Here is a 22,620-nt window from a genome sequence, read left to right as displayed (position 1 = left end):
TTGGCCCAGATAACAAACCTGCAGCCAATCGCCTTTTGCCTCATCCCAAATCCCAAGGGGATTTGTGATTACATCATGCCGCCCATGCCGCCCATGCCGCCCATGTCGGGCATGCCGCCACCTGCCGCGCCTTCTTTGGCGGGCTTGTCGGCAACCATGGCTTCGGTGGTGATCAGCAGGCCTGCGACCGAGGCTGCATCTTCCAGCGCGGTGCGGGTCACTTTGGCGGGGTCGATCACGCCGAAGGAGAACATGTCACCATATTCATCAGTCTGGGCGTTGTAGCCAAAGCTGGTGTCAGAGGATTCACGGATCTTGCCCGCAACCACGGCACCGTCAACACCGGCGTTCTCGGCGATCTGGCGCAGCGGCGCTTCGATGGCCTTGCGAACGATCATGATACCGGCGTTCTGGTCGGAGTTTGCACCTTCCAGACCGTCCAGTGCCTTGCCGGCCTGAACCAGAGCAACACCACCACCAACGATGACGCCTTCCTGCACGGCTGCGCGGGTTGCGTTCAGAGCATCGTCGACGCGGTCTTTGCGCTCTTTCACTTCCACTTCGGTCATGCCGCCGACGCGGATCACGGCAACACCGCCTGCCAGTTTGGCAACGCGCTCTTGCAGCTTCTCACGGTCGTAGTCAGAGGTGGTCTCTTCGATCTGGGTGCGGATCTGGGCAACGCGTGCTTCGATCTCGGCCTTCTCGCCAGCGCCGTCAACGATGGTGGTTTCGTCTTTGGTGATTTCGATTTTCTTGGCGGTGCCCAGCATGTCCATGGTGACGGACTCGAGCTTCATGCCCAGATCTTCGGAGATGACCTGGCCGCCGGTCAGGATTGCGATGTCCTGCAGCATGGCCTTGCGGCGATCACCGAAGCCCGGTGCCTTGACAGCAGCAATTTTCAGACCGCCGCGCAGCTTGTTGACAACCAGGGTTGCCAGCGCTTCGCCTTCGACGTCCTCAGCGATGATCAGCAGCGGTTTCTGCGACTGGATCACCTGCTCAAGCAGCGGAACCATTGCCTGCAGCGACGACAGTTTCTTCTCGTGCAGCAGGATCATGCAGTCGTCGAGTTCTGCAACCATCTTGTCGGGGTTGGTGACGAAATAGGGCGACAGGTAGCCACGGTCGAACTGCATACCTTCGACAACAGTGGTCTCGGTTTCCAGACCCTTGTTTTCTTCGACGGTGATAACACCTTCGTTGCCGACTTTCTGCATCGCGTCAGCGATCTGACGGCCGATTTCTGCTTCACCGTTGGCGGAGATGGTGCCAACCTGCGCAACTTCGTCGCTGTCCTTCACGTCGCGGGCCGAGGCTTTGATCGCTTCAACAACCTTGGAGGTTGCCAGGTCGATGCCGCGCTTCAGGTCCATCGGGTTCAGACCGGCTGCAACCTGCTTCAGGCCTTCTTTGACGATGGCCTGGGCCAGAACGGTTGCGGTGGTGGTGCCGTCACCGGCTTCGTCGTTGGTGCGGGAAGCAACTTCCTTCACCATCTGGGCGCCCATGTTCTCGAACTTGTCTTCCAGTTCGATTTCCTTCGCCACGGACACGCCGTCCTTGGTGATGCGCGGTGCGCCGAAGGATTTGTCCAGAACCACGTTGCGGCCTTTCGGGCCCAGGGTCACTTTCACGGCGTCGGCCAGAATGTTGACGCCACGCAGCATACGGTTGCGGGCATCGGTGTCGAATTTGACGTCCTTAGCAGCCATTTTTTACTCTCCTAGAGAAATTCTGTGGGTTTAAGCGATCAGGGATCAGAGCAGACTTGGGAAAAACCCGGTGTCTTACTCGATGATGCCCATGATGTCGCTTTCCTTCATCATCAGCAGCTCTTCGCCGTCGACGGTGACCTCGGTGCCGGACCATTTGCCGAACAGGATCTTGTCGCCAGCCGAAACAGCCATTGCGATCAGCTCGCCGCTGTCCTTGCGTGCGCCTTCGCCGGTTGCGACGACAACGCCTTCGCTCGGCTTTTCCTTGGCGGAATCAGGGATGATCAGACCACCGGCGGTTTTTTCTTCGCTTTCGGTGCGACGGACCAGCACGCGGTCATGAAGCGGTTTCAATGCCATCTTTGTAGCTCCTTAAAGGCTCAAAGGTTGTTGTCTCGCCCCCCTGCTCCCCGCAGAGGGTGTTAGCACTCAATACTGCCGAGTGCTAACGAAGGAATAGCTAGGCAGGGCGTGCGGTCCTGTCAACAGGTTGGTTGGGAAATTTTATGGCAATATTCTGCCGCGGCTATCACGCAGGGCCCACCTCGGCCGCTGTCCCATCGTCGGCCCCCAGCGCTTCCCAGCTATGCGCCCAATGAACCAGCCCCGCCTGACCGGCCTCGGTCAGTTGATAAATGCCGGTGGCGACCCGCATGAACCAGCCATAGTGATTGCTCGCCATGATCCGGGTGGCCTGTGGGACGCCCGCTGCCCTGGCCACGGCGGCCCCCTTGCTCGGCCCGTGGTCTGCCAGATGGGCGGCACAGCGCAAGGCGTCCTGGCGATAGGCGGTCACGATCCCGTGGCGGGTGGCCCCACCGGCATTCGGATCCCCCTGCAGGCGCTGAAATTCGCGCAGCAGCCGCGCCTGTTTCTTGGCCGATTTTCGCGGCGCGTAAGGCCCCGGATCACACTGGACCTCCGTCCGACCGTCCGGCAGAACCGTGATCAGCCCCAGCCCTAGACGCCGACACATCGCCAGATTGTCCTTCAGCACCCGCCGCGCCTGGCGGCCAGCGGGTTTCGGCACAGCGATATAAACGAGGTCGCTCAGCGCAAGCCGCGTGATCGCCTGATGGAACAGCGACAGTGAAAACCGCAACTTCAGCTCGACAATAACCGGTGGTTCATCGCCCCGGCAGGCAACCACATCAGCGGCCCCCACCTCCCCCTTCACGGTATACCCTTGCTGTTCCAACAGGGCCTTCACGGGCGGATAAAGCTGATCTTCGCGGGTCATGACGCAATGCTACCCCCAGCCGCAGCAGAGGAAAAGCCATTCGCCAAATCAGGGCTATGATCCGCAGCCATTGGCTCCCCTGGCGCGCGTGCGCTGCCCTGATCTGCACGGACGGCATAGCTGCATTGACGAGACAACGGGCCGGGGTGACAAGATCGCCGCCCCCACCTATAAGACGCGCAAAATTCCGGCATCTGCATAGGACACACTTCAATGACTACCTTCGTCTTCGGCCATAAATCCCCCGATACCGATTCCACCGGCTCCGCCATCATCTGGTCGTGGTATCTGAACCAGATCAAAGGCGTCGAAGCCGCTCCGAAATTGCTGGGCGAGCCCAACACCGAAGCGGCCTTCATGCTGCAACACTGGAGGCTGGAAAAGCCGGAGATCATCAGCGATGTGGCCGATGATCAGCCTGTCGTCATCGTCGACACCAACAACCCGGCTGAACTGCCCGCCAATATCAATGGCGCTGACGTTCGTGCGATCATCGACCATCATAAACTGGTCGGCGGGCTGGAAACCAAAGGCCCCATCGACATCCGCATCGAGCCGGTCGCCTGCACCGCGACCATCATGTGGAAAATGATCGGCAGCGATCTGGCGCAGGCACCACGCGAGATCAAAGGCGCGATGCTGACCTGCATTCTGAGCGACACGCTGGAATTCCGCTCGCCGACCACCACCCAGGAAGACAAAGCCGTGGCCTATAGCCTGGCCGAAGATCTCGGCGTCGATATCGCCACCTATGCCGCCGAGATGTTTGCCGCGAAATCCGATGTTTCGGCCTTCTCCGACGCAGAGCTGCTGCGGATGGATTCCAAGGAATACGCGGTCGAAGGCACCAAATTCCGGGTCTCGGTTCTGGAAACCACCGCTCCCGCCGTGGTGCTGGATCGCAAGGCGTCGCTGATGGAAACCATGACAACCGTCGCTGCCGAAGATGGCGTTGATCAGGTTCTGCTCTTTGTGGTGGATATCCTGAAGGAAGAAGCCACTCTTCTGGTGCCCAACGACCTGGTGAAAACCCTCGCGGCCAAGAGCTTTGGCGCCACAGCGGAGGGCGATAGCGTTGTGCTGCCGGGGATCATGAGCCGCAAGAAACAGATCATCCCCAATCTGGCAATCTAAGGCCCGGCGCCTTCGAGCCTATGAAATGCGAAAGATGCGGGTTTTCTGAGGTGGCCCGCATCTTTTATGATGGACCTGCAGTAGCCGGCGATCCGATCTTCGGGTGATACCACCGCGTGTTTCGATCGACCGGCAACCAGGTGCTGGTAGCACGCGCAGAGCGATCGCCACCCTCTTGCGGATCCCCCCGGACCTCTGTTTGCCGCATCTGCTGTGCGCATTGACCAATTGCTGTGGTTGCCCGTGTCGCGGTCCCCGGATGACACTCCAGCAAATCACGCCTCAGGGCGAAAGTAAGCCACGGATACCTAAGTCATCCCAGCCCGCCCCGGTGCAAAAGGGGCCAAAGCGCCGCGACCGGCGTCAGCGCCTCGGCAAAGGAGCCAGCACCGCCAGAGGTGACGTGGATCTATCGACCGGCATTGGCATTTCCGTCATGCAAAGGCATTGGCGCTGGCAATCCTGCCATAAAGTCGCGGGCGCCCGATTCGCTCACAGGCATCGGCTGACCGAGGCCGGTCGGTTCAGATTGCACCGGGCGAAGCTGACGCCCGATCCCAGGTGACAGGCCGCCACGCGCGGCAGGCGGCAAGCCCGAAACCGGCGCGTGGTCAGCTGCCTACCGTGCCCCACAGACGACTATCAGGCGCTCAGGCCGTCAGGCGAAATTGGCAACCGCATCCCGATCCGCCCAATCGTCACCGGCATCCCCTGCTTTCGACCCCACGGACTTGTGCAGCGATGCGCGGTCGGTGTCCCAGTCATCGATGCCATCGCCGGAAACAGGCCCATGGGCGGAGACTTCGTTATAGTCTTCCCAACGCTCCTCATCCGGGTGACCTGCCTCGACAACGGCCGCTGCGCGCTCCGCCGCTGAGGGTGCGCGGCCTGCGGCACCATCTGCTGAGAGCAGAACAAACTGGCTGACGATCTGGTTCAGACCATAGGTCTCGCTGTTCATCTTCAGGATGGCAGCGCCGGATTCCTCAACCATCGCGGCATTCTGCTGGGTGACATTGTCCAGCTGGGCAACACCGATGTTGATTTCGTTCAGCCCCTGCGCCTGCTCACCGGATTCCGAAGAGATACCAGAGACAAGCGTGGCGATATTGACCACCTCGCCGACAACCTGCGACAGGGCCTTGCCGGCGCTATCGACCTTCTCCACGCCCTCTTCCACTGTTCTGGTGCTGGCCGAAATCAGCGACTTGATCTCATTGGCGGCATCCGATGACCGTTGCGCCAAAGCGCGCACCTCGGAGGCGACGACGGCAAAACCGCGCCCGACCTCACCTGCCCGCGCCGCCTCGACACCAGCGTTCAATGCCAGCAGGTTGGTCTGGAAGGCAATGTCGTCGATCACGCCGATGATCTGCGAAATCTGCCCGGACGAGCGTTCGATCTCATTCATCGCCTCGATCGCGCCCTCCACGACCCGGCCGCTGTTTTCAACATCCTTGCGCGCGGAATCCACAGCGCTTTCGACGGCTTTGGCGTTCTGGGCGGAGTTGTTGACACTGACCGTCATTTCTTCCAGTGCGGCAGCCGTTTGCTCCAGCGTGGCCGCCTGGCTTTCGGTGCGGGCAGACATGTCTTCAGCACCGGACCGGATTTCATCGGATTGCGCCTGGATCGCGGCGCTTGCCTTGACCACCTGGGCCATCACCTCATTCAGTTTATCGACCGTTTCGTTGTAATTCATCCGCAGCGGATCATAGGCCTCGCCAAAGCTCTCTGCGATGCGAACGCTGAAGTTCCCGGACGCCAGCGCCTGCAGGCCCTGACGCAGCCGGTCGATGACATGCTCACCCTCCACACGCAGGGTATTCTGTTTCTCCAGCTCGCTGATGACCCGGGCCGACACACGGTCGATATCGCGGGCGATCTCGCCAAAATCGTCACCGCGCATCCGCTCAGCGACCTTGATGCCAAAATCCCCTTCTGCGACTTCGCGCAGGGCTTCGCGCAGCCGATCAATCGGGCGCACAATGTTCATGGTCATCTTGCGCGCGTTATAGAGCGTCACCAAGACCAACAGGGCGGATGTTCCCAGGAGGACATAAAGCAGAAGCATGTCATGTGCCCGCGCCGCCTTTGCGGTTTCGACCGCCGAGGTTTCAATCCAGTCACTCAACGGGTGCAATTTCTCATTGAGGGCCGCGTAACTGTCCTGAAAGGCATCGACAGCAGCCTCCGCGGCGACCGGGTCGGTGACGGCCAGCTCTGCCAGGGCGACGCCCTGACCGACAAAGGTATCAACCTCCGCCACCATCCCCTCGACCTGCGCCAGCGCCTTTGGTGGCAAGGAATCGTTTTTCAGCAATTCCAGATTCTTGCGAAGCTCCTCGCTGGCCTGGACCACTTGTGCGCGCAGCGCCTCTTTCTCGGCTGCGGTCGCATGATCCCCGGCAAACACGAGATAGATCACTTCCGAGTGCAACTCTTCATGCAGGAGGTCGACCTTCAGCTCGTGGCGCACCGTTTTGGTTACATCAATCTGCCGCTCAAGCTCCAGTTCGCTTTGCCACAGGCTGTAGACAGATATCAGAGCCAATATAACAATCGCAAAAACGGATACCGCACCCGAAATAATAAATCGGGTTTTTGTTGACATCGTTCGAAACATTACCGCACACCTCTGGGTTGTAGCCTCGACCTGTTCTACGCCTCTGTTGTTAAAAAACCGGAAACATCGCCGATCTGGTCAAATTCCGCAGGCTCTGGCATAGCTTGAACAGCCGAAATCCCATGTGAAAGACCTGTCCCATGACCCGACTCATTGCCTCCCTCGCCGAGGTCTCAAGCCAGTACAAAGCCCTGTTTGTCGATCTTTGGGGCTGTGTGCACAACGGTATCACCGCCTACCCCGAGGCCGTGGCTGCCTTGCAGGCCTATCGCGCGGCTGGCGGTGTTGTTGTGCTGGTGACCAACTCGCCCAAGCCAAGGGCAGGGGTTGCGGCACAGCTTGGCGACTTCGGCGTCCCTCAGGATGCCTATGACACCATTGCCACCTCCGGCGATTCCGCACGCGCCGCCATGTTCAGCGGTGCCGTTGGCCGCAAGGTCTATTTCATGGGTGAATGGGAACGCGATGCCGGCTTCTTTGAGCCGCTGAAGATGCTGGACGATCCGATTGATGTGACCCACGTTCCGTTGAAGGAGGCCGAAGGCATTGTCTGCTGCGGCCCATTCGATACGCAGGCCGACCCGGATGTGAACCGCCCGGATTTCCTCTATGCCAAGCAGATGGGGCTGAAACTACTCTGCGCCAATCCCGATATCGTGGTTGATCGCGGCGAGACGCGCGAATGGTGCGCCGGGGCGCTGGCGCGGCTTTATTCGGAAATGGGCGGCGAGAGCCTGTACTTCGGCAAGCCCCACCCGCCGATCTACGATCTGGCGCGGCGGCGTCTGGCGGAGCTGGGCCTGGATATCGCCGACCGTGACATATTGGCGATCGGTGACGGCCCCCACACCGATATCTCGGGCGCAATGGGCGAAGGTCTGGACTCACTCTTCATTACAGGTGGACTTGCAGCAAAAGAGACCAAAACCGACCACCAGCCCGATGAAGCCGCGCTAAGCACCTATTTGGAAAAGGAAAAATCTGCACCGACCTATTCTATCGGCAGATTGCGCTAACGGAGAAAACACTTGCCTTTCTGCGACTGCAAAGTAATAAAGTTGCCGTAACAAGTCTGCATTTGCCCGATTGTTTCAGGTTCGACCCGCAACCCATAGACAGCACCGCGCAATTTTTCGCAGAGCAACGGCAACAGGAGAGGCATATGTTGGACAATTTTCCGCGCGGAACGATCTGCATCGAAGATATCGAAATGGGGATGGTCCGCTATCTGCGCAAAGAGGTGACGGACAAGGATATCGAGATGTTTGCCGAGGTCTCAACCGACCATAACCCGGTGCATCTGGATGAAGATTACGCGCAGGACACCATGTTTCAGGGGCGCATCGCCCATGGGATGCTGACTGCCGGGTTGATCTCTGCCGTAATTGGCGAGCAACTGCCCGGCCATGGCACCATCTACATGAGCCAGTCCCTGAAGTTTCTTGCCCCCGTCCGCCCCGGCGATCTCGTGCTTGCGGAGGTCGAGGTGACCGGCATCGAGATCGACAAACGCCGGGTCAAGCTGGATTGCCGCTGCATGGTGGAGGGCAAGAAGGTGCTGGTCGGCGAAGCCATGGTGATGGCGCCGTCACGCAAGTTCGACTGACGCGATGGCCGCCAAGCTGTGGCGCCCCGTGGCATGGCTCTTGCAAGCGCGTCCCGGCGCGGCTAGGCAGTGGCCATGCGCATTATCCGTGACTTTCAATTCGTAGATCCAAAGGATCGTGGGGCCTCTGCCGCCATCGGCAATTTCGATGGTGTCCATCGCGGCCATCAATCGGTCATCGACCTGGCCCGCGACGCTGTGCCCGAGGCGCCGCTCGGGGTCCTGACCTTCGAACCTCACCCGCGGGAGTTCTTCGCCCCCGATGCCCCGCCGTTTCGCCTGATGTCGGCCGAAGCCCGGGCATCGCGGCTGGAAAAACTGGGGGTGGAGCGTCTCTACCAGTTGAATTTCAATGCCGCCCTCTCAGGTCTCACGCCCGAGGGCTTTGCCCGCAAGGTGATTGCCGACGGTCTAGGCCTGCGCCATGTCGTCGTCGGCTCGGATTTCTGTTTCGGCAAGGGTCGCGCCGGCTCTGCCGACGATCTCCAGCGTTTTGGCGACCAGATGGGGTTCGGCGTCACCGTGGCGCCGCTGATGGAATATTCCGAGGACACGGTCTCCTCCACCGCCATCCGCCGCGCGCTCAGCGACGGGCGGCCGCGCGATGCCGCCAATATGCTCGGCCATTGGCACCGGATCGAAGGCGAGGTCATTGGCGGCGAACAACGCGGCCGCGAATTGGGCTATCCCACCGCGAACATGTCGATCGACGGGCTGCATCAGCCCGCCTTTGGCGTCTATGCCGTGCTGGTCGATGTGCTGGATGGCCCCTATCGGGGCAGCTATCATGGCGCAGCCTCCGTCGGAGTGCGCCCGATGTTCGATGGCAGCCATCCCAATATTGAAACCTTCCTGTTCGATTTCACCGGCAACCTCTACGGCGCGACGCTGTCTGTGGGGCTGGTCGAATACCTGCGCCCGGAAATGACCTTTGACGGGCTGGAGGGGCTGCTGGCCCAGATGGACGCTGATTGCATCACGGCGCGCCAGCTGTTGGCGGCGCTATGAGCCAGGGCATTGACCGCAACGGGCTGAGCAAGCGCTTCTGGGAAAAGAAGCCGCTGACAAAGCTCAACAACCGCGAGTGGGAAGCGCTCTGCGATGGCTGTGGCAAATGCTGCCTGAACAAGCTGGAGGATGAAGACAGCGGCGAAGTGGCGCTGACCCGGGTTGCCTGCCGTCTGCTGGATGATGCCACCTGCCGCTGCGCCCACTACGAGAACCGCCATCAGTTTGTCCCCGAATGTATCGTGCTGAAGCCCGACAATCTGGACACCCACGCCTATTGGATGCCACAGACCTGCGCCTATCGCCTGCTCTGGGAAGGCAAGCCGCTGCCCGACTGGCACCCGCTGATCACCGGTGATCCCGCAAGCGTGCATGAGGCCGGTGTCTCGGTGCGGGGCTGGACCGTATCGGAATTCGACACTCCCGAAGAAGACTGGGAAGAGCATATAATCGAGGAGCCGCTCTAAATGCATTTCGCCTCTGACAACTCCGGTCCGGCCAATCCTGAAATTCTGGCAGCCCTTGCAACGGCCAACACTGGCTATGCCATGGGCTACGGTGCAGATGACGAGATGGCACAGGTCACCACCCGCATCCGCGAGATCTTTGACGCCCCGGACGCAGCGGTCTACCTCGTCGCAACCGGCACGGCCGCCAATGTACTGGCCCTTTCGACCCTGTCGCAGCCCTGGCAGACGCTGTTCTGCACCCGACAGGCCCATATCAACGTCGATGAATGCAACGGGCCTGAGTTCTACACCGGCGGCGCCAAGCTGACGCTGGTGACCGATGCTGACAAGATGACCCCCGCCGATCTGCGCCAAGCCCTTGAGGGCGAGGAAAATCGCGGCGTCCACGGGCCGCAGCGCGGTCCCGTCTCGATCACGCAGGTGACGGAATTTGGCACGGTCTATTCGGTCGAAGAGCTGCGCGCGCTCTGCGAGGTTGCAAAATCCTACGGTCTGCCGGTGCATCTGGATGGTGCACGTTTCACCAATGCGCTGGTGACGCTGGGCTGCACCGCCGCCGAGATGACCTGGAAAGCAGGCGTGGATGCGGTGTCTTTTGGCGGCACCAAAAACGGCTGCATGGGGGTTGAGGCGGTGATCTTCTTTGACCCTGCCAAAGCGCAGGAGTTCGAATATCGCCGCAAACGCGGGGCGCATCTGTTCTCCAAGCATCGCTATCTGTCAGCGCAGATGCTGGCTTATCTGACCGATGATCTCTGGCTGCACAACGCCCGCGCGGCAAATGCCAAGGCAGCGCGTCTGGCGGACGGGTTGCGCAGCAAAGGCGCCCGGTTCAGCCATGATCCGCAGGCCAACATGATCTTTGCCGCCCTGCCACGCGCCACCCACCAGCGGCTGTTCGACGCCGGCGCGGTCTATCACCTTTGGGACGGCGGCCTGGAAGGCGCAGCGGACGAAGAGGTCACCGCGCGGTTCGTCTGCGACTGGTCCATAGAAGACGACCAGATAGACGCGTTTCTCGCGCTTCTCTGACACATATCGCGGTTGGGCCGCCACCTCCTAATGGGACGCCGGTTTGCCGCCCACCGGCGGCTCCCGGTCACATCGGCTCAGCGGTCATCGCGGGCCCGCCACCCGGAGCGCTGCCACCCCCGGCGCCAGCACCCATGAAGCTCTGGCGGCTCAGGAAATGCCGCGCCATAGCGTCGGCAAATCCTGTTTTGCGATAGCCGACACCAACCACCCGCGTTACCGGGTCGACGTCCGAAATCTCCCGCAGCACAATGCCCCTGTGAGCATCGCCATGGGACATTGGCATCAGCGCCATTCCCAAACCGGCAGCCACCAGATCCATCAGCTGGGCATCATGTATCGCGCTGGCCGCCACCCGCAGCCCCGTCCCGCCGTCATCCCGCGCCAGTTCAGCCAGATACCGGTCCGCGCTGGGGCAATAGGGGCGCGCAATCAGGGCCTCATCCGCAAGATCTGCCAGCGTCAGCTGCGGTTTTGCCACCAGAGGATGCCCAGAGGGCAGACCGAGACCATAGCGCTCCTGCCAGAGCGGATGAAAACCGCAGCCCCGTGGCAGGCAGCTCTCAGCCGCAAAATGCAGATCCGCCTGCGTGGGATCCTCGGTGAACTGAAACTGCGCCTGTGGTTCCGCCCGCCGGATCCGGGCCAGCCCATCCTCAAATGCCGCCATCAAGACGTCGGGCGCGCAGAACACCCTTACCGTTTGCGCGACATGCCCCTTTAGCCGCGCCTCAAGCTGGCTCATCTGCGCCAGCACCCCACCTGCCTGCTGATAGAGTTCATGCCCGAGCGCGGTTGGCGTCAGACCATCCCGACCGCGCCGAAACACCGGGCCGCCATACCGTTGCTCAAGTCGGGCAATTGCCGCCGAGACCGAGGGCTGGCGCACATCGCAGGCCCGTGCCGCAGCACTGAAGGTTCCCATTTCATAGGCAGCCCGGAAATATCGTAGCGGTGTCAGATCATCCATAGCTTCAAACTATAACATGGATAGCCTCCAGAGCAATTCCCTATAGTCGGTATCTTTGCCATCCTGTCGGCACCACTCAACAGGAGAGCATCATGTCCGCAACCACCCTCGCCCCCGCGCCCCAAGCCACAACCGCCCCCGAAATCGAGCAGTTGCTGCGCCTGTTCGAGGCAGGCGACCCCGCCCTGATGGGCTTTATCGCGCCGGATATCGATTTTCGCATCGACCATTACCGCGACAGCGATGGCGTCGACGTCAGCTGGCAACAGGCCACCGATATCGAGGGCTTTGGCGTGATCCTGTCCCGGCTTGGCCCCGAAGTTTTCCCTCAGGGAACAAAAATCGTGGATCTGACATCACAGGATCTGGGGGATGGCTGGTATAACACCCGGTTCCAGCAGCGCTATCACTACGCGGTGCGGGATCGTATGGTGGAAAGCGTGACCTTCATCCTGTCCCATCAGAAGGACGGCAAGATTGACTATTTCCGCGAAACCGTCACCACGGTGACCGATCTCTGAGGCCAACTCACGCGCCCTGACGTCGCAAGCTGAAAAACCCGAAGCCGCCTCTGGCGCGCTTCGGGTTCTTGCTACGGGAACGCCCCCTCGGGACCGTGCAGCATCGGCTAGGGCCTAGGCCTGCGCCAGCGCCACGTCCGGCCAGAAGCTTTGCAGCAGAGCCGCCGTCTCGGCCGGATGTGTGATCGGCAGCATATGTCCCGCCGCCTCGACCCTTCGGCAGGTCACCTCCGGCAGTCGTGCGGCAAGAGCGCGAATGATCTCATGCATGATGGGCTGGCTTTTGCCGCCATCAATCAGCAGACAGGGCATCGTCAGCAACGCCAGCTTATCCGGTTCCAGCACGCCCAGCATATCGTCGTAGATCTGCGTATCGCAGGCCATCACCGCCGGGAAACTGCGGACCATGGCGCTGCGGGCGCTTTCGGGCAAATCTGGCCATTTCGGATGGCCTGCTCCCCAGGCCCGGTTGAACAGGCGTGTCGCCTGCTCCACATCGCCGTTGAGATAGGTTTCGCGAACGGTCATGTGGTCCCGGCGCAGCGCCTCAAGCGCCTCGGGATCGGTCGTCGTCGCTGTCCCCAGCGAAAAAAACACAGGTTCGATCATCACCAGAGAGCGCACCAGGTCAGGCCGCATCTGCGCCATTGCCAGCGCCACCGTGGCACCAAAGGAATGGCCCAGCAGGTCAATCGGCCCGTCCTTGGCAAGGTTCTCCGACTCGATCAGGGCCAGCCCGGCCTCGGCATTGCGCAGTTGCAAAAGCCCCTCACCGTCCCAATCGGGACTGCGCCCGTGCGACAGCATGTCGAAACTTGAGATCGTCACATGTTCTTCCAGAATGGTCGCCAGACCACGCCAGGCACCGGAATGGGCAAGGGAGCAATGGACTCCCAGAACCTGCCGATTGCCGCGACCAAAGGAATGGGTGACCACGGGCTGCGCCAGCCCGGCCGAGATTTCCGCCATCATGACTGCCCTTTTGCGGTCGCGATGCCACCGTCAACCAAGGTCCTTCTTCGCTGCTCCTCTGCGCAACTCCAGCAGGTTTCCCCTGCCCTGTCGTTTGCCACCATGGGCCTGTTCTCCCGCATTAAATCTAGGCGCGACGGTACGCCCATGCTAAGCGGGGTTCAACATCACGAATCTGTCACACTGCCATTGCTGCCTGGGGATAACAGCCAATGCCGACTTTGAACGAACCCAAGCTGATTGCTGGGAACGCCAATCTTCCGCTTGCCGAAACCATTACCCGCCGCATGTCGATGCACCGCGGCGTTGATCAGGGCCTCGTAGATGCCCGGGTCGAGCGGTTCAACGACGGCGAAATCTTCGTCGAGGTTTATGAGAACGTCCGCGGTGAGGACATGTTCATCATTCAGCCGACCTCGAACCCGGCCAATGACAACCTGATGGAGCTCTTGATCATCGCAGATGCCCTGCGCCGCTCCTCTGCCCAGCGTATCACCGCCGTGATCCCTTATTTCGGCTATGCCCGCCAGGACCGCCGCACCAAGGCCCGCACGCCGATCTCGGCCAAGCTGGTGGCGAATATGCTGACCGGTGCGGGCATCGAACGGGTTCTGACAATGGACCTGCACGCGGCCCAGATCCAGGGCTTCTTCGATATCCCCGTCGACAACCTCTATGCTTCGCCGATTTTTGCTCTGGATGTGAAAAACCAGTTCAAGGACAGCATGGACGAACTCATGGTCGTGTCACCGGACGTCGGCGGTGTGGCCCGCGCCCGTGAACTGGCAAAGCGCATCAACGCGCCTCTGTCGATCGTCGACAAACGCCGCGAGAAAGCCGGCGAGGTCGCCGAAATGACCGTGATTGGCGATGTCACCGACAAGATCTGCCTGATCATCGACGACATGTGCGACACAGCCGGCACCCTGTGCAAGGCGGCGCAGGTGCTGCTCGACAATGGGGCCAAGGAGGTCCACGCCTATATCACCCATGGTGTGATGAGCGGCCCGGCTGTTGAGCGCGTGACAAACTCGGTGATGAAATCGCTGGTGCTGACCGACACCATTCAGCCGACCGAAGCGGTCCTTGGCGCGCCGAATATTCGCATCCTGCCGACCGCGCCCTTGTTCACTCAGGCCATTCTCAATATCTGGCACGGCACCTCCGTGTCCTCTCTGTTCGAGGACAAGACGCTGGTTCCGATCTACGAGTCGCTGTCGCGCAACGGCTAAACCGCGCCGCCAATCGGCCAAGCTCTTTGACCCCACACCCGGAACCCGGCGCGTGGGGTTTTTCGTCTTGCCGCTATCGACGGCACGCCGCCCAGCACGCTAGGCTTGGCGCGTGGCTTAAAGCGGGGAGGCAGGAGGATGCAGCACCATCAGGGCAGCTGCCTATGCGGCGCCATCCGTATCAGCGCCTCCGGTGCGCCGCTCCGGGTTGGCATCTGCCATTGCAGCGACTGTCGCAAGCACCATGGCGCGTTGTTCTACGCGGCTGCGATTTTCCCGGCATCGGCTGTCACTGTTGATGGCAGGCCGCAGCATTACAGGGGCCGCCATTTCTGTGGTATCTGCGGCTCGTCGGTTTTTTCCCGAAGCGGCGATGAGATCGAGCTGCATCTGGGTGCGCTCGAAACCACGGACGGGCTGCTGCCAAGCTATGAAGGCTGGTGCCTGCGCCGCGAAAGCTGGCTGCCCGCGTTTCCGGGTCTGACCCGTTTTGACCGCGACAAAGACCCGTGTTAGGGAACGTCCCAGTCATCGGCAAAGGGCAGCGTTCCGATCGCCAGCCAGGAGGCCCGGATCCGCGCGACGCGGCTGTCATTCCAGGTGCGAAACACCACGTCAAATCCTTGGTGGGTGACCTTCTCGGCGACCAGCTCCGCCCGGATGGCGGCCCCTGAATCGATGTCCACCAGCGAGCTGGAGAGATGCACCGCAGGCAGCTCGGCAAAGGGCTCGGAAAAGCGCACCTCGCGACGGCGTTCGCGCGGGCCGGTTCCGGTCCACATGCTGCCGCCATTCTCGAACTCCGAGAAGATCTCGATATCGCCCTGATCCACCCCAAGGCGGGGGCTCTGTACACGTTTCATACTGTTTCCGCCCCCTGAACCCCTGCCCGATCTCTTCCCTGCCCGCTCTGCGCACCGCCCGACCTGCGCATAGCCTGGTGCACAGGGCGCGGGCGAGTGCGCCGCCTGTCCTGCAACTCTGCCAAAAAACAAAACCGGCCCGCAAGGGGCCGGTTTATCGTGTTTTGCCATGGCTCTGACGGATCAGAGGCTCATGTGGGTGCCCAGGGCTTCCATGTCAGCGAGCAGCTTGGCCGCGTCTTCAACGAGACCATGCGGTTGATCGGTTTCCTGCACGGTCTTGTAGGTCGTGCGGGCCTCTTCAATCAGCTCGTCCAATTGCGCGCGCGTCAGCTGGTCCATGGGGATTGCCTTTTCAGCAAGGACAGACAGACCGTCAGCGCCGATTTCAGCAAAGCCACCGGTGACCAGATATTCCGATGTGCCTTGCGGGCCTTCAACCCGCAGGACACCCGGACGCAGCGTGGTGATGGTCGGCGCATGGTTGGCCATAGCCGTCATGTCGCCTTCCGCGCCGGGGATCATTACCGCGGTCACCGGGAGCGACGCCAGGCGGCGCTCCGGGCTCACGAGGTCGAATTGCATCGTATCAGCCATCAGGGCCCTCCTTAGGCCGCGTCAGCAGCCATTTTCTCGGCTTTAGCGATCACCTCGTCGATGCCGCCAACCATGTAGAAGGCGCCTTCGGGCAGGTGGTCGTATTCGCCAGCCACAACGGCTTTGAACGACGCGATCGTGTCCTCAAGCGGAACCTGCTTGCCGTCTGCGCCGGTAAAGACCTTTGCAACGTCGAACGGCTGGGACAGGAAGCGCTGGATCTTACGCGCGCGGGTCACGGTCAGCTTGTCCTCTTCGGACAGTTCGTCCATGCCGAGGATCGCGATGATGTCCTGCAGCGACTTGTAGCGCTGAAGGATCTGCTGAACGTCGGAGGCCACAGCATAATGCTCTTCGCCCACGATGGACGGGTCCATCAGGCGCGATGTGGAGTCGAGCGGGTCAACAGCCGGGTAGATACCCAGTTCCGAGATCGAACGGTTGAGAACGGTGGTCGCGTCCAGGTGGGCAAAGGTGGTTGCCGGTGCCGGGTCGGTAAGGTCGTCCGCGGGAACATACACAGCCTGGATCGAGGTGATCGAGCCGTTCTTGGTGGAGGTAATGCGTTCCTGCATCGCACCCATGTCGGTGGCCAGCGTCGGCTGGTAGCCCACAGCCGAAGGAATACGGCCGAGCAGAGCCGAAACCTCGGAACCCGCCTGGGTGAAGCGGAAGATGTTGTCCACGAAGAACAGAACGTCGGTGCCCGACTGGTCACGGAACTGTTCCGCCAGGGTCAGACCGGTCAGAGCAACACGGGCACGCGCACCCGGAGGCTCGTTCATCTGGCCGTAAACCAGGGCCACCTGCGATTCTTCCAGGTTATCGGGCTTGATAACGTTGGATTCGATCATCTCGTGGTAGAGGTCGTTGCCTTCACGGGTCCGCTCACCAACACCGGCGAACACGGAGAAGCCCGAGTGCACTTTTGCGATGTTGTTGATCAGTTCCATGATCAGAACGGTTTTGCCAACGCCGGCGCCGCCGAACAGACCAATTTTACCACCCTTGGCGTAGGGGGCCAGAAGGTCGATCACCTTGATGCCGGTTACCAGCACTTCGGATTCGGTGGACTGGTCGCTGAACTCGGGTGCGGGCTGGTGGATCGAACGGGTCTCCGCTGCGTTCACCGGGCCCTGCTCGTCCACGGGCTCACCCACAACGTTCAGGATGCGGCCCAGGGTCGCGTTGCCGACGGGGATCGAGATCGGTGCGCCGGTGTCGGCAACAGCCTGACCGCGAACCAGACCTTCGGTCGCGTCCATCGCGATCGTACGGACGGTGTTTTCACCGAGGTGCTGGGCAACTTCCAGAACCAGGGTCTTACCATTGTTGTCGGTGGTCAGCGCGTTCAAGATCGCCGGCAGGTGGCCGTCGAATTGCACGTCCACAACGGCGCCGATGATCTGGGTCACCTTGCCTTTTGCATTTGCCATGTTTCGTCTCCGGTTTTCTTTTAGAGCGCCTCGGCGCCCGAAATAATTTCAATCAGCTCGTTGGTGATCACGGCCTGACGCGAGCGGTTGAACTCGATGGTCAGCTTGTCGATCATCTCGCCCGCGTTGCGGGTCGCGTTGTCCATCGCGCTCATCCGGGCACCCTGTTCGGAGGCCCCGTTTTCCAGCAGCGCTGCAAAGATCTGAGTTGCGACGCCGCGCGGCAGCAGGTCGGCCAGAATGGCCTCTTCGCTGGGCTCGTAGTCATAAACCGCAGAGCTGGTCGCAGCCGCGTCTTCCGTGGCATCGAACGACGCCGGGATCACCTGCTGGGCTGTCGGCACCTGGGTCACAACGTTCACGAACCGCGCATAAAAGAGCGTCGCAACGTCGAATTCCCCGGCATCAAAGCGGGCCAGAACGTCCTTGGCGATGTCCTGCGCATTGGCATAGCCAACACGTTTGACGTCGCTCAGATCCACGTGGCCGACAAAATATTCGCCAAGGTCGCGCTTCATCGCGTCCCGGCCTTTTTTGCCGACTGTCAGTATCTTGACAGTCTTACCCGCTGCCTTCAGCGCCTGGGCTTCCACCCGGGCCAGCTTGGCGATGTTGGAATTGAAGCCCCCGCAAAGCCCGCGTTCGGCGGTCAGCACGACCAGGAGATGAACCTGGTCGCTACCGGTGCCGGCAAGCAGTTTGGGTGCAGAATCGCTGCCACCGACAGATGCGGCGAGCCCGGCCATAACGGCGTTGAACCGTTCGGCATAGGGACGTGCATCTTCGGCGGCCTCTTGGGCGCGGCGCAGTTTTGCGGCCGCGACCATCTGCATGGCCTTGGTGATCTTGCGGGTCGATTTGACCGACGCGATCCTGTTTTTAAGGTCTTTAAGGTTAGGCAACGCCTGATCCCCCCTTAAGCGAAGTCAGCTGCGAACGCGTCCAGAGCTGCTTTGATCTTGTCGGCTGCATCACCCTTGATCTTCGGGTCTTCGTTGGTGATCCAATCCAGCAGGTCCTGGTGCTTGCTGCGCAGATGCGCCAGCAGGCCAGCCTCGTAACGGCCGACTGCTTTCACGTCGACTTTGTCGAGGTAACCGTTGGTACCTGCAAAGATCACGCAAACGATCTCGGCGTTGGTCAGCGGTGCGTACTGCGGCTGTTTCATCAGCTCGGTCAGGCGGGCACCACGATTCAGCAGCTGCTGGGTCGCGGCGTCCAGATCGGAGCCGAACTGTGCAAAGGCTGCCATTTCGCGGTACTGAGCCAGTTCCAGCTTAACCGGACCAGCAACGGATTTCATTGCATTGGTCTGAGCCGAGGAGCCCACACGCGACACCGACAGACCGGTGTTCACAGCAGGACGGATGCCCTGGTAGAACAGTTCGGTTTCCAGGAAGATCTGACCGTCGGTGATCGAGATCACGTTGGTCGGAATAAACGCGGACACGTCGCCGCCCTGGGTTTCGATCACGGGCAGCGCGGTCAGCGAGCCGGCACCGAATTCTTCGTTCAGCTTCGCGGAACGCTCCAGCAGGCGGGAGTGCAGGTAGAAAACGTCACCAGGATAGGCTTCACGGCCCGGCGGACGACGCAGCAGCAGCGACATCTGGCGATAGGCCACGGCCTGCTTGGAGAGGTCATCATAAACGATCAGCGCGTGCTTGCCGCTGTCGCGGAAGTATTCGGCCATCGCGGTCGCGGCGTAAGGCGCCAGGAACTGCATCGGAGCCGGTTCGGACGCGGTTGCGGCAACCACGATCGAGTATTCCATCGCACCGGTTTCTTCCAGCTTCTTCACCAGCTGGGCCACGGTCGAGCGCTTCTGGCCGATCGCGACGTAAACACAGTACAGTTTCTTGGATTCATCATCACCAGCGGCGTCGTTGTAGACTTTCTGGTTCAGGATGGCGTCCAGCGCAACGGCGGTTTTACCGGTCTGACGGTCACCAATGATCAGCTCTCGCTGGCCACGGCCAATCGGGATCATCGCGTCAACCGATTTCAGGCCGGTTGCCATCGGCTCGTGAACCGATTTACGCGGGATGATGCCCGGTGCCTTCACGTCGGCAACCTTGCGTTCGGATGCGTTGATCGGACCCTTGCCGTCCAGCGGGTTGCCCAGACCGTCGACTACGCGGCCGAGGAGCTCGGGGCCAGCGGGAACGTCCACGATGGAGTTGGTGCGCTTGACGGTGTCACCTTCTTTGATGTCACGGTCGGAGCCGAAGATAACGATACCGACGTTGTCGGATTCGAGGTTCAGCGCCATGCCCATGATGCCGCCGGGGAATTCGACCATCTCGCCGGCCTGGACATTGTCGAGACCGTAGACGCGGGCAATACCGTCACCAACGGACAGCACGCGGCCAATTTCTGCCACCTCGGCTTCTTGACCAAAATTCTTGATCTGGTCTTTCAGGATCGCAGAAATTTCTGCTGCTTGGATACCCATTTATCCGACCTCTTTCATTGCGTTCTGTAGGGAGTTGAGCTTGGAGCGGATCGAACTGTCGATCATCTTCGAGCCCACTTTAACGACAAGACCGCCAATGATGCTTTCATCGACGGTTGCATTGATCACGACCTTTTTCCCGGTGCGTTCGGCCAGTGTCTTGGCCAGCTTTTCGCTCTGGGTCTTGGTCAGCGCCTTTGCCGATGTGACATCGGCGGTAATCTCACCACGGGTTTCGGCCAGGCGTGCGCGCAGAGCCTCAAGCAGCGCAGGCACCACAAACAGGCGGCGCTTTTCGGCCATCAGCGACAGCGCATTTGCCAGAACCGGGGCCAGGCCCATTTTCTTGGCAATTGCGGTGATCGCAGCCCCCTGCTCCTGACGCGACACCAGAGGTGACGTGATCAGGTCGCGGAGATCTTCACTATCCGCCAGAGCGGCAGACAGGTCATTGATGCTGGTTTCAAGGCTATCAAGCGCCTTGCTCTCTTCGGCGATCTCAAAGATCGCGGTGGCATAGCGCGCGGCAATGCCTGCGGAGATCGAAGCTGGTTCGGACACGTCCACCCTTCCGATATTGGCCCCGGTTGGCTAACCCTTGCAGGTGGCGTCCGGGGGCGTGAGGTCTCCCCACAATCTGGTGGGGCGTCAAAATCAGCGTGGATGTAGCAGAGCGTTGGCAACCTATCAACTGCCTTGGACAGCGAGGTAAAAAAGGAAGTTTCAAGCGTTTTCAAGTGATTAGGCAATAACACTCGATGAAACGACAGAACATGCGTCAAAAAAACCGACTTTAGGCGTCAATTTTGCGATTCCAAATCAGCAAAAATCACGCCCTGAGGACAAAAAAACCTCCAAACCGTCGAAAACGAGCACTGAAAGCGCGATTTTGAACCATATGCGGGGAATCAAGCACCAGAGCACCCGAAGCCGCCTTCCGCAAGGTCATCCTGCGCCTCCTGCCAAAGATTAAGAACCGCCTATTTCATAGCCTCTCATCGCGCCCCATTTTGCGCCACCTGTCCAGCCCGCAGACGCCGCGACGCGGCGTCGTTTGCAGGCGACCTGCCGTCACCCTGTGCATATGCCGCAAACGACATCGACGACCGCCCGGACACATCCGCCCGCCCCTGAAATCGCCCCCGTCACGCCGGTTCGGGCATCGGATTGGACAACCCTTCCAGCACCCGGATCGGGTTGGGACGGCGCAGGCGGGTCATCTCGCCGCGCTGGACATGCACCTGCTTGCTGACCTCCACCAGAAACGCACCGCCCCCCAGCATCGCCGGAAGACGATCCCCCATCCGCTCAAACAAAGGCCCGGACTTCAGCCAGAAGCGGCGCTGACTGGGCGGCAGATAAAGCGCGGCTGAGTGCCGCTCGACGGTGAACTGATGCAGGCGCAGCTGATTTTCCACCTGGCTCAGCGTATAGGGGCGGCCAAAGCCAAACGGGGTCACATCCGAGCGCGCCCAGAGACCGGCACGGTTGGGCACCACAAAGACGGCGCGCCCCCCCGGTCCCAGCACCCGCCAGCATTCCTCCAGCAGATGCGACGGCCGGTCCGAGGTCTCCAGCCCGTGCAGCAGCACCAGCCGATCCACATGCCCGGTTTCAATCGGCCAGGAGGTCTCTTCGCAGAGCACCGAAACATTGGGCAGCCCGGCCGGCCATTGCATCACCCCCTGCGGCCCGGGCATCAGCGCAATCACCCGCCGCGCCTCCGCCAGATAGGGGCGCAGCAGCGGTGCCGCAAACCCAAACCCCGCGACCGTCAGCCCGGCCGCCTCGGGCCATAGTTCCAGCAGCCGACCGCGGATAGACGCCTGCGCCGCCCGCCCCAGGGTGCTGCGATAGTAGAAATTCCTCAGATCCTGAACATCAACATGCATTGCGGGCGTCCGTTGCTTGGGCCAATCTGAGGCCAGTCGCCGTCAGTTTACCCATCGAGAAGCGAATGACCATGCCCCTTGAAATCGTCACCCTGCCCTGCCTGTCCGACAACTATGCCTTTTTGCTACACAATGCGGCCACCGGTCAGACCGCGCTGGTTGATGCGCCGGAAGCGGAGGCTATCAAGTCGGAGCTAGACAGGCGCGGCTGGGGGCTGGATCAGATCCTGCTGACTCACCACCACTGGGATCATATCGACGGGGTCGCCGACCTGCGTGCATCCTATGACTGCCAGATCGTCGGTGCGCGCGCCGATGCCCATCGCCTGCCGGATCTAGATCTGGCGGTGGCCGAGGGAGAGACCTTCAGCTGCCTCGGCGAGGAGGTCCATGTGCTGGATGTCTCCGGCCATACCCTCGGCCATATTGCCTTTCACCTCCCGGCGTCCTCAGCGGTTTTCACAGCCGACAGCCTGATGGCGCTGGGATGTGGCCGCCTGTTTGAAGGGACTGCCGACCAGATGTGGCAGAGCCTGCAGAAACTCGCCGCCCTGCCCCGCGACACCACGGTCTATTCCGGCCATGAATACACCCAGTCCAATGCCCGCTTCGCGCTCACCATCGACCCGGACAACCCGGCGCTGCAACAGCGCTGTGCCGCGATTGATGCGGACCGTGCAGAAGGGCGACCAACAGTCCCGTCACGCCTGCAAGAGGAGCTGGACACCAACCCGTTCCTGCGGGCCCATCTCGACAGCGTCAAGGATGCCCTTGGCATGGGCGGGGCGCCGGCGACCAAGGTCTTTGCTGAAATCCGGGCGCGAAAGGACAAGTTTTAGGCGCCC

The 22,620-nt window shown here is 61.0% G+C and carries 23 protein-coding genes; 10 read left to right on the top strand and 13 right to left on the bottom strand.

The features are described from left to right. Positions 1–68: 68 nt before the first annotated feature. From groL to VXL81_RS14220, 3 genes are all read right to left on the bottom strand, one after another. Complete coding sequence (gene groL, locus VXL81_RS14230; RefSeq protein ID WP_340546236.1) at positions 69–1,718, bottom strand: chaperonin GroEL; 1,650 nt, start codon at positions 1,716–1,718, stop codon at positions 69–71. Between the two features lie 75 nt (positions 1,719–1,793). Next, the gene (locus tag VXL81_RS14225; protein ID WP_340546237.1) at positions 1,794–2,081 is read right to left on the bottom strand and encodes a co-chaperone GroES; all 288 of its coding nucleotides are present in this window, start codon (positions 2,079–2,081) and stop codon (positions 1,794–1,796) included. A 169-nt stretch (positions 2,082–2,250) separates the two neighbouring features. Then, positions 2,251–2,961 carry a DUF2161 domain-containing phosphodiesterase gene (locus VXL81_RS14220; RefSeq protein WP_416541308.1) on the bottom strand — a complete coding sequence of 237 codons (711 nt, stop codon included), beginning with the start codon at positions 2,959–2,961 and terminating at the stop codon, positions 2,251–2,253. A gap of 213 nt (positions 2,962–3,174) precedes the next feature. Here VXL81_RS14220 and VXL81_RS14215 point away from each other — a divergent pair, with 213 nt between their 5' ends. Further along, positions 3,175–4,095 (top strand): manganese-dependent inorganic pyrophosphatase, encoded by a 921-nt coding sequence (locus tag VXL81_RS14215; protein WP_416554804.1) that lies wholly within the window; start codon positions 3,175–3,177, stop codon positions 4,093–4,095. A gap of 658 nt (positions 4,096–4,753) precedes the next feature. On the opposite strand, the gene VXL81_RS14210 is transcribed toward VXL81_RS14215, so the two are convergent. Continuing rightward, positions 4,754–6,721: a methyl-accepting chemotaxis protein gene (locus VXL81_RS14210; protein ID WP_416554802.1), complete on the bottom strand. Its 1,968-nt coding sequence runs from the start codon at positions 6,719–6,721 to the stop codon at positions 4,754–4,756. Positions 6,722–6,861: 140 nt separating this feature from the next. Between VXL81_RS14210 and VXL81_RS14205 the strand changes: the two genes are divergently transcribed. The 5 genes from VXL81_RS14205 to VXL81_RS14185 all read left to right on the top strand — a co-directional run bounded on the left by VXL81_RS14205 (position 6,862) and on the right by VXL81_RS14185 (position 10,837). Continuing rightward, positions 6,862–7,737, top strand: coding sequence for a TIGR01459 family HAD-type hydrolase (locus tag VXL81_RS14205; protein WP_416554800.1), 876 nt, complete (start codon positions 6,862–6,864; stop codon positions 7,735–7,737). 146 nt (positions 7,738–7,883) lie between these two features. After that, a complete protein-coding gene (locus tag VXL81_RS14200; protein ID WP_416534992.1) occupies positions 7,884–8,327 on the top strand; it encodes a MaoC family dehydratase in 444 nt (147 codons plus the stop codon). 75 nt (positions 8,328–8,402) lie between these two features. Next, on the top strand, positions 8,403–9,335 hold the full coding sequence (locus VXL81_RS14195) for a bifunctional riboflavin kinase/FAD synthetase (protein ID WP_340546243.1): 933 nt from the start codon (positions 8,403–8,405) through the stop codon (positions 9,333–9,335). Beyond that, positions 9,332–9,802 (top strand): YcgN family cysteine cluster protein, encoded by a 471-nt coding sequence (locus VXL81_RS14190; RefSeq protein WP_416539141.1) that lies wholly within the window; start codon positions 9,332–9,334, stop codon positions 9,800–9,802. Before VXL81_RS14195 ends, VXL81_RS14190 begins: the two co-directional genes overlap by 4 nt. Next, entirely contained in the window at positions 9,803–10,837 is a 1,035-nt protein-coding gene (locus VXL81_RS14185; protein ID WP_416554798.1) for a threonine aldolase family protein, read from the top strand. Between the two features lie 67 nt (positions 10,838–10,904). Here the strand turns inward: VXL81_RS14185 and VXL81_RS14180 are convergent, their stop codons facing one another. Then, positions 10,905–11,807 carry a LysR family transcriptional regulator gene (locus VXL81_RS14180; RefSeq protein ID WP_416534989.1) on the bottom strand — a complete coding sequence of 301 codons (903 nt, stop codon included), beginning with the start codon at positions 11,805–11,807 and terminating at the stop codon, positions 10,905–10,907. A gap of 92 nt (positions 11,808–11,899) precedes the next feature. Between VXL81_RS14180 and VXL81_RS14175 the strand changes: the two genes are divergently transcribed. Continuing rightward, complete coding sequence (locus VXL81_RS14175) at positions 11,900–12,328, top strand: hypothetical protein (protein WP_340546247.1); 429 nt, start codon at positions 11,900–11,902, stop codon at positions 12,326–12,328. Positions 12,329–12,442: 114 nt separating this feature from the next. Here VXL81_RS14175 and VXL81_RS14170 read toward each other — a convergent pair whose 3' ends face one another. After that, complete coding sequence (locus VXL81_RS14170; protein ID WP_416555038.1) at positions 12,443–13,297, bottom strand: alpha/beta fold hydrolase; 855 nt, start codon at positions 13,295–13,297, stop codon at positions 12,443–12,445. A gap of 215 nt (positions 13,298–13,512) precedes the next feature. Between VXL81_RS14170 and VXL81_RS14165 the strand changes: the two genes are divergently transcribed. Further along, complete coding sequence (locus tag VXL81_RS14165; protein WP_340546248.1) at positions 13,513–14,532, top strand: ribose-phosphate pyrophosphokinase; 1,020 nt, start codon at positions 13,513–13,515, stop codon at positions 14,530–14,532. Positions 14,533–14,670: 138 nt separating this feature from the next. Next, positions 14,671–15,048 carry a GFA family protein gene (locus VXL81_RS14160; protein ID WP_416554796.1) on the top strand — a complete coding sequence of 126 codons (378 nt, stop codon included), beginning with the start codon at positions 14,671–14,673 and terminating at the stop codon, positions 15,046–15,048. On the opposite strand, the gene VXL81_RS14155 is transcribed toward VXL81_RS14160, so the two are convergent. The 7 genes from VXL81_RS14155 to VXL81_RS14125 form a co-directional block, all read right to left on the bottom strand. Next, the gene (locus VXL81_RS14155) at positions 15,045–15,395 is read right to left on the bottom strand and encodes an H-type lectin domain-containing protein (protein WP_416541877.1); all 351 of its coding nucleotides are present in this window, start codon (positions 15,393–15,395) and stop codon (positions 15,045–15,047) included. The two genes, VXL81_RS14160 and VXL81_RS14155, sit on opposite strands and share 4 nt — an antisense overlap. Positions 15,396–15,578: 183 nt before the next feature. Continuing rightward, the gene (locus tag VXL81_RS14150) at positions 15,579–15,992 is read right to left on the bottom strand and encodes a F0F1 ATP synthase subunit epsilon (protein WP_340546251.1); all 414 of its coding nucleotides are present in this window, start codon (positions 15,990–15,992) and stop codon (positions 15,579–15,581) included. An 11-nt stretch (positions 15,993–16,003) separates the two neighbouring features. Next, positions 16,004–17,428, bottom strand: a complete 1,425-nt coding sequence (atpD, locus tag VXL81_RS14145) for a F0F1 ATP synthase subunit beta (protein ID WP_340546252.1) — start codon at positions 17,426–17,428, stop codon at positions 16,004–16,006. Between the two features lie 20 nt (positions 17,429–17,448). Continuing rightward, the gene (locus VXL81_RS14140) at positions 17,449–18,330 is read right to left on the bottom strand and encodes a F0F1 ATP synthase subunit gamma (protein ID WP_340546253.1); all 882 of its coding nucleotides are present in this window, start codon (positions 18,328–18,330) and stop codon (positions 17,449–17,451) included. A 14-nt stretch (positions 18,331–18,344) separates the two neighbouring features. Then, the gene (atpA, locus tag VXL81_RS14135) at positions 18,345–19,883 is read right to left on the bottom strand and encodes a F0F1 ATP synthase subunit alpha (RefSeq protein ID WP_340546254.1); all 1,539 of its coding nucleotides are present in this window, start codon (positions 19,881–19,883) and stop codon (positions 18,345–18,347) included. Further along, positions 19,884–20,444 carry a F0F1 ATP synthase subunit delta gene (locus tag VXL81_RS14130; RefSeq protein ID WP_340546255.1) on the bottom strand — a complete coding sequence of 187 codons (561 nt, stop codon included), beginning with the start codon at positions 20,442–20,444 and terminating at the stop codon, positions 19,884–19,886. A 584-nt stretch (positions 20,445–21,028) separates the two neighbouring features. Then, a complete protein-coding gene (locus VXL81_RS14125) occupies positions 21,029–21,775 on the bottom strand; it encodes a class I SAM-dependent methyltransferase (RefSeq protein ID WP_340546256.1) in 747 nt (248 codons plus the stop codon). Positions 21,776–21,840: 65 nt separating this feature from the next. On the opposite strand from VXL81_RS14125, the gene gloB reads away from it, so the two are divergent. Further along, positions 21,841–22,614 (top strand): hydroxyacylglutathione hydrolase, encoded by a 774-nt coding sequence (gene gloB, locus VXL81_RS14120; protein WP_416534987.1) that lies wholly within the window; start codon positions 21,841–21,843, stop codon positions 22,612–22,614. Positions 22,615–22,620 lie beyond the last annotated feature (6 nt).

Origin of the sequence: Phaeobacter sp. JH204B (assembly GCF_048055755.1) — a bacterium.
Lineage (GTDB): Bacteria > Pseudomonadota > Alphaproteobacteria > Rhodobacterales > Rhodobacteraceae > Phaeobacter > Phaeobacter bryozoorum.
The sequence above is the reverse complement of the archived record's forward strand: the minus strand, read 5'-3'. Positions and strand labels throughout refer to the sequence as shown.

Bases quoted from the DNA above. Each gene is read 5' to 3' on its own strand.
- VXL81_RS14225 (WP_340546237.1), bottom strand. From the start codon at position 2,081: ATGGCATTGAAACCGCTTCATGACCGCGTGCTGGTCCGTCGCACCGAA.
- VXL81_RS14185 (WP_416554798.1), top strand. From the start codon at position 9,803: ATGCATTTCGCCTCTGACAACTCCGGTCCGGCCAATCCTGAAATTCTG.
- VXL81_RS14125 (WP_340546256.1), bottom strand. From the start codon at position 21,775: ATGCATGTTGATGTTCAGGATCTGAGGAATTTCTACTATCGCAGCACC.
- VXL81_RS14150 (WP_340546251.1), bottom strand. From the start codon at position 15,992: ATGGCTGATACGATGCAATTCGACCTCGTGAGCCCGGAGCGCCGCCTG.
- VXL81_RS14200 (WP_416534992.1), top strand. From the start codon at position 7,884: ATGTTGGACAATTTTCCGCGCGGAACGATCTGCATCGAAGATATCGAA.
- VXL81_RS14205 (WP_416554800.1), top strand. From the start codon at position 6,862: ATGACCCGACTCATTGCCTCCCTCGCCGAGGTCTCAAGCCAGTACAAA.
- VXL81_RS14165 (WP_340546248.1), top strand. From the start codon at position 13,513: ATGCCGACTTTGAACGAACCCAAGCTGATTGCTGGGAACGCCAATCTT.
- VXL81_RS14155 (WP_416541877.1), bottom strand. From the start codon at position 15,395: ATGAAACGTGTACAGAGCCCCCGCCTTGGGGTGGATCAGGGCGATATC.
- groL (WP_340546236.1), bottom strand. From the start codon at position 1,718: ATGGCTGCTAAGGACGTCAAATTCGACACCGATGCCCGCAACCGTATG.
- VXL81_RS14220 (WP_416541308.1), bottom strand. From the start codon at position 2,961: ATGACCCGCGAAGATCAGCTTTATCCGCCCGTGAAGGCCCTGTTGGAA.
- gloB (WP_416534987.1), top strand. From the start codon at position 21,841: ATGACCATGCCCCTTGAAATCGTCACCCTGCCCTGCCTGTCCGACAAC.
- VXL81_RS14195 (WP_340546243.1), top strand. From the start codon at position 8,403: ATGCGCATTATCCGTGACTTTCAATTCGTAGATCCAAAGGATCGTGGG.
- VXL81_RS14180 (WP_416534989.1), bottom strand. From the start codon at position 11,807: ATGGATGATCTGACACCGCTACGATATTTCCGGGCTGCCTATGAAATG.
- VXL81_RS14170 (WP_416555038.1), bottom strand. From the start codon at position 13,297: ATGGCGGAAATCTCGGCCGGGCTGGCGCAGCCCGTGGTCACCCATTCC.
- atpA (WP_340546254.1), bottom strand. From the start codon at position 19,883: ATGGGTATCCAAGCAGCAGAAATTTCTGCGATCCTGAAAGACCAGATC.
- VXL81_RS14175 (WP_340546247.1), top strand. From the start codon at position 11,900: ATGTCCGCAACCACCCTCGCCCCCGCGCCCCAAGCCACAACCGCCCCC.
- VXL81_RS14190 (WP_416539141.1), top strand. From the start codon at position 9,332: ATGAGCCAGGGCATTGACCGCAACGGGCTGAGCAAGCGCTTCTGGGAA.
- atpD (WP_340546252.1), bottom strand. From the start codon at position 17,428: ATGGCAAATGCAAAAGGCAAGGTGACCCAGATCATCGGCGCCGTTGTG.
- VXL81_RS14160 (WP_416554796.1), top strand. From the start codon at position 14,671: ATGCAGCACCATCAGGGCAGCTGCCTATGCGGCGCCATCCGTATCAGC.
- VXL81_RS14210 (WP_416554802.1), bottom strand. From the start codon at position 6,721: ATGTTTCGAACGATGTCAACAAAAACCCGATTTATTATTTCGGGTGCG.
- VXL81_RS14215 (WP_416554804.1), top strand. From the start codon at position 3,175: ATGACTACCTTCGTCTTCGGCCATAAATCCCCCGATACCGATTCCACC.